Source organism: Stenotrophomonas pictorum JCM 9942, assembly GCF_001310775.1.
GTDB classification, from domain to species: Bacteria; Pseudomonadota; Gammaproteobacteria; order Xanthomonadales; family Xanthomonadaceae; genus Stenotrophomonas; species Stenotrophomonas pictorum.
Map to the genome: position 1 here is coordinate 1 of NZ_BAZI01000208.1, position 5,013 is coordinate 5,013.

General features: G+C 64.5%; 5 protein-coding genes and 1 pseudogene. 4 read left to right on the forward strand and 2 right to left on the reverse strand.

The window, feature by feature from the left end:
* Positions 1-373, reverse strand: a pseudogene (gene minC, locus JCM9942_RS10780) (septum site-determining protein MinC); the annotation flags it as partial.
* 1 nt (position 374) lies between these two features.
* A complete protein-coding gene (locus JCM9942_RS10785; RefSeq protein ID WP_054659603.1) occupies positions 375-965 on the reverse strand; it encodes a GNAT family N-acetyltransferase in 591 nt (196 codons plus the stop codon).
* 140 nt (positions 966-1,105) lie between these two features.
* Here JCM9942_RS10785 and JCM9942_RS10790 point away from each other — a divergent pair, with 140 nt between their 5' ends.
* The 4 genes from JCM9942_RS10790 to JCM9942_RS10805 all read left to right on the forward strand — a co-directional run bounded on the left by JCM9942_RS10790 (position 1,106) and on the right by JCM9942_RS10805 (position 4,844).
* Positions 1,106-2,305: a sensor histidine kinase gene (locus JCM9942_RS10790; protein ID WP_054659605.1), complete on the forward strand. Its 1,200-nt coding sequence runs from the start codon at positions 1,106-1,108 to the stop codon at positions 2,303-2,305.
* Positions 2,305-2,946: a response regulator gene (locus JCM9942_RS10795; RefSeq protein ID WP_054659606.1), complete on the forward strand. Its 642-nt coding sequence runs from the start codon at positions 2,305-2,307 to the stop codon at positions 2,944-2,946. Before JCM9942_RS10790 ends, JCM9942_RS10795 begins: the two co-directional genes overlap by 1 nt.
* Positions 2,947-3,230: 284 nt before the next feature.
* Positions 3,231-4,370 carry a polyketide cyclase gene (locus tag JCM9942_RS10800; protein WP_054659608.1) on the forward strand — a complete coding sequence of 380 codons (1,140 nt, stop codon included), beginning with the start codon at positions 3,231-3,233 and terminating at the stop codon, positions 4,368-4,370.
* A gap of 102 nt (positions 4,371-4,472) precedes the next feature.
* Positions 4,473-4,844: a DUF423 domain-containing protein gene (locus JCM9942_RS10805; RefSeq protein WP_054659610.1), complete on the forward strand. Its 372-nt coding sequence runs from the start codon at positions 4,473-4,475 to the stop codon at positions 4,842-4,844.
* Positions 4,845-5,013 lie beyond the last annotated feature (169 nt).

Here is a 5,013-nt window from a genome sequence, read left to right on the forward strand (position 1 = left end):
GCGCGGGCGCTGCGGCCGGTTCGGCATCGGCGCGCTCGTACTGGGCGCGGAACTTGGCCAGCAGGGGCAGCCCCAGCTGCTGGGCCAGCACTTCGGTGTCCTGGGTGCCATAGGCCAATGCCACCGGCAGCACGCCAGCCTCACGCAGTCCGTTCAACAGGGCCTGTGCGGTCGCCAGATCCGGCACCTGGCTGAGCCCGCCGAAATCCAGAATCACCGCCGCGCGCCCGAACAGCTTCGGGGCGCGGGTGACGCGATCGCGCATTTCCTGGCTCAGGCGCTCCACATCCAGGGTGCGGATGCGCAGGTTGGCAATGCCGACCTGCCCGATTTTCAGTTCACCCGCCTGTTCGAAATCCAAATTCACTGCCATCTCAAGTTCCCGTCGGCCGCTGCTGCAGCGGTCGGCGTGTGTGGCCTACCCACGGTACGTCGGGCAGGTTGTCGCCATAGGTTTGATGCACCCATTCGTAGCTGCACAGGTCCTTGAGCAGCATGCTGGTGCGCACGTCCACGTCGGGCATGGTGTTCTGGCCGACTTCGCGGAAGCCGAAACTGCCATGGAACAGCAGTGCGGCGTCGGCGCCATGGTCCAGGAACACCTCGCAGGCCATCTGTGGATAGCGAAGTTCCGCATAGCTCTGCGCATCGGCATAGAACGCGCGGCCCACGCCACCGCCACGGCGACGGCTGGCCACCACGATGCGGTCGATATAGAAAAAGCTGGGATAGCGCTGCTGGAACCACGCGTAGTTGCAGCTGTCATGGGCGCTGCCGCTGCCATAGCCGACCAGGAACCCGGCCAGGTTGCCATCGCGCTCGGCCACCCGGAAATATTCGGCGGTTTCGTAGAAACGGCGGAGTTTTGCCGCGTCCAGCGGGAGGATCGCCAAGCCGGCATTGTTGTTCAGTGCCAGAACGGAATCGAGCTCATGCTCGAGCACGTCGCGGATGACAATCGACATTGTGACTCCGTGGGGTAAAACGGTCGGCCTGTGGAGGCTGTGCGGCCAATTATCGCATGGGTGGCCGGAGCCGGGCGAGCCGACGCGGGCATGACTTCCGAGGGAGGGCGCAACCTGCCGCATATCCTTACTATGCCGGGATGTTGGGATACCTCAGCCACACCCGCGTTCTCCGCCTGGCCGGCCTTTTCACCTGGGCGCTGGTCAGCCTGCCGTTGATCTACACCCAGTACGCGCCGGAGGAGGGCGTGGCGCAGCCGGCGGCCGGAGAGGCGGCATGGCTGTTTGTGGCCTATCTGGTGTTCGGCGGTTGCTACTTCTGGCTCACCCGCGGGCTGAAAGCCTCCGGCCATACCAACTGGTATGACCGCACGGTGCTGCTGGTGCTGACGGTTTCGGCGCTGGCGGTGAGTTATCTCTCGGCCACCGGCCTGGGCAGCATCCTGATGATGGTGGCCGCCGGGGTGATTCCGTGGCTGCTGAGCAAGCGGGTGGGGATCGTCTGGCTGGTCCTGAGCCAGTTGGCGGTGTTCCCGGTCTACAACCTGATCCTCGGCCTGCCGTTGTTCGAGGCCCTGCTGCAGTCGCTGCTGTACGGCGGTTTCTCCATGTTCCTGTTCGTCACCAGCCTGGTGGCGCGCCAGCAGACCCAGGCGCGGGAGGAGCAGCGCCGGCTGAATGCGGAGCTGCGGGCCACCCGTCTATTGCTGGCCGAAAGCGCCCGGGTCAATGAGCGCACCCGCATCTCGCGCGAGCTGCATGATCTGCTGGGCCACCACCTGACCGCGCTGAGCCTGAATCTGGAGGTGGCCGGACATATCACCGAGGGCCAGGCCCAGGAGCATGTCCGTCAGGCGCATACGCTGGCCAAACTGTTGTTGACCGACGTGCGCGAAGCTGTGAGCCAGCTGCGGGAGAGCGGCGCGATCGATCTGGCGGCGGCGCTGCGGCCGCTGACCGAGCGGGTGCCCTCGCTGGACATCCATCTGGAGATGGACGAGCCGTTGAACGTGGAGGACCCCGAGCGCGCCCATGTGCTGCTGCGCTGTACCCAGGAGATCATCACCAACGCGGTGCGCCACGCCGGTGCCCGCAACCTGTGGATCCGGGTCCATCGGGAAGATGGCCAGGTCGTGATCGTCGCGCATGATGACGGGATCGGTGGCGAGGTGGACGAGATACTGCCGGGCAACGGTCTGCGTGGCATGCGTGAGCGCCTGGTTCAATATGGGGGGGCGCTGGAGGTGTCCATGCGGCGCGGTGAGGGCTTCCGTCTTCGCGCCTCATTGCCGGGCGTAACCAATATGATGCTGGCCTCCGGGCCCCAAGGAGTGAGTTGATGATCCGTGTCTGCCTGGTCGATGACCAAACCCTGGTACGGCAGGGCATCCGTTCGCTGCTGGCGCTGGATGACAGTATCGAGGTGGTGGCCGAGGCCACCGATGGCCGCCAGGCGGTGGAGATCATTCCGCAGGTCGCGCCCGATGTGGTGCTGATGGACATGCGCATGCCGGTGATGTCCGGCCTGGAGGCGCTGCAGACGCTGTCGCGGCTGGGCCAGTTGCCGCCGGCGATCATCCTGACGACCTTCGATGACGACCAGCTGGTGCTGGCCGGGCTCAAGGCCGGGGCCAAGGGCTATCTGCTCAAGGATGTGACCCTGGAGCAGCTGGTCGGTGCGATCCGCACTGTCGCCGATGGCGGCTCGCTGGTGCAGCCGGCCGTCACCCAGCGGCTGCTGTCGGGGCTGGAGCACATGCGCAACGAATTTGTCAGCCTGGACCGGCCCGATCCGCTCACCGACCGCGAGACCGAAATCCTGCGGCTGATGGCCAGCGGCTTCTCCAACAAGGAGATCGCCAACTCGCTGGGCGTGGCCGAAGGCACCATCAAGAACCACGTGTCCAACATCCTGTCCAAGCTGGGGGTGCGCGACCGCACGCGGGCGGTGCTCAAAGCCTTCGAACTCCAGCTGGTCTGAAGTGGTGGGAGTGAAAAATCGGGCCCGGCCGGTTTCCGTGCTGGCGTTAGGGTCCGGTGAGGATGGAAAATAGCCGCAACCGGCCCTCGGCCGTGTCGGGTCCGCAGGTGGCGGGGCTCCTGATCCGGGAGCGGAACGCCGCGCTTTGCAGCCCTCAACCCATGTTCCGTACCAGGCAGGGAAACCGGTGCGTCAATTCAGTCAACAACCTGCGCAAAGCCTGATAGGATGGGGGCTTCGCTTCAATCAACCCGGCCGTGGGATCGGCCACGGAGACTCTCTGAATGACCCGTATTATCGAGTTCCTGATTGCCCTGGGGATCGTGGCTGGCCTGTTCGTCATCATTGGCGTGTGCCTGCCGGGCGAGCGCCATATTTCTGAAAGCATCGAAACCAACCGCAAGATGACGATCGTGTATGACACGGTCAACAGCCTGCGCCGTTTCAAGGACTGGAATCCGCTGGTGCTGCGCGACAAGGGCATGGAACTGAAGCTCAGCGGTCCGGAGGCCGGCGTCGGTGCCCGCCTGGATTACAGCTCCAAGGACAGCGCGCTGGGTAGCGGCAGCTGGGAAATCAAGGAAAGCGAAAAGAACAAGCTGGTGCGTATCGCCATCGAGGACCCGACCCGGGGCCACGACAAGGTCACCACCTTCACTCTTGAGCCGACCGGCAAGAACGACCGCAACGTCAAGATCACCCAGGACTACTCCGTCAAGTACGGCATGGACCTGTTTGGTCGTTACGCTGGCCTGTACGTGAGCCGCCATATCGGTGATGACGTCAAGCTGGGTCTGTCACGCATGGCCAACATGCTGGCGACGGTGCCGAACGTCGACTACCGCGCTGCCGAAGCCCCGTTGACCGATCTGAAGATCGTTGACGTTCCGGCCGAGGATCTGCTGGTCGTCAATGCCGGCAACATCGATCGCAACAACGACACCATCCGCAAGTCCATCCAGGACAACCAGGAATGGATCAAGCGCACGATGGAGGCCAATGGCCTGGAAGCTGCCGGTCCGGTGCGCATCGTCACCACCGACTTTGCCGCTGACAAGTACGCCTTCGACGTGGCCCAGCCGGTCCGCAAGAAGAGTGGTGCCGCCGCCGCTGCCGACAAGCAGGAAGGTGATGCTGCCAAGATCGAAGCTCCGGCCGCGGTGGCTGCGACCGACGGCAAGTTGAACGTGAAGATTCCGGCCGGCAACCCGGTGACGTATTCGCACGTTCCGGCGCACCGTTCGTCCTTCGCTTCCTACGCCGGTCACATGGCGGGCCTGGATATCGCGCGCAACGCACTGCGTGCCTGGGCGACCACCCACGGCAACGAAGTGATCGACCGTCCGTACGAATCCTGGAAGGGAGGCGTCGACAAGGCGTTCACCACTGACGGTACGTATGACGTTTACTGGTCGGTGAAGTAATTCGCTGTCACAGCGGATGAACTGATCTGCCCTGAAACGCGCCGCTTCTTGCGGCGCGTTTTTTTTTGAGCCGCGCCAAGGCGCAAGTGGAGAAGTGGAATGATGCTGGGGCTGGAACGACGTGCGCGCAAATCTTCTTTCCTGGCGTTCAGTGGCGGGCTGCTGGCGGCGCTGGCCATCGGTCTTTCGGCCTACGCGTCACATGGGCTCAATGAGCCACTGGCGCAGTCGAACCTCAACACTGCCGCGCTGTACCTGTTCGGGCATGGCGCAGTGCTGGCGATACTCGGCCCGGCCTCGCTGAACACCCTGGGGCGAAGTGCGCTGTACGTGCTGCTGCTGGGGGTGCTGCTGTTTTCCGGCAGTCTGGCCGCCGGGGTGCTGGCGGGCTGGACTACGCGGCTGGCGCCCGCGGGCGGCATGTTGCTGATGGGCGGGTGGGTGCTGCTGGCCATTGCCGCGTTGCGGCGCTGACGCCAGGCCCTGCTGTCGACGCGGGTTCGCCCCCGGCTTTGCGCATTCCCAGCTGCTGCGCGATCACCGCGCTGGGGTCTGGATCAGGCGACTGGGTCTGATCCGCGGCAGCCAAGGCTGGGCGGTGGCGATGCTGCCGATGTTCCCGCTGGGCCGGACCGATATTCTG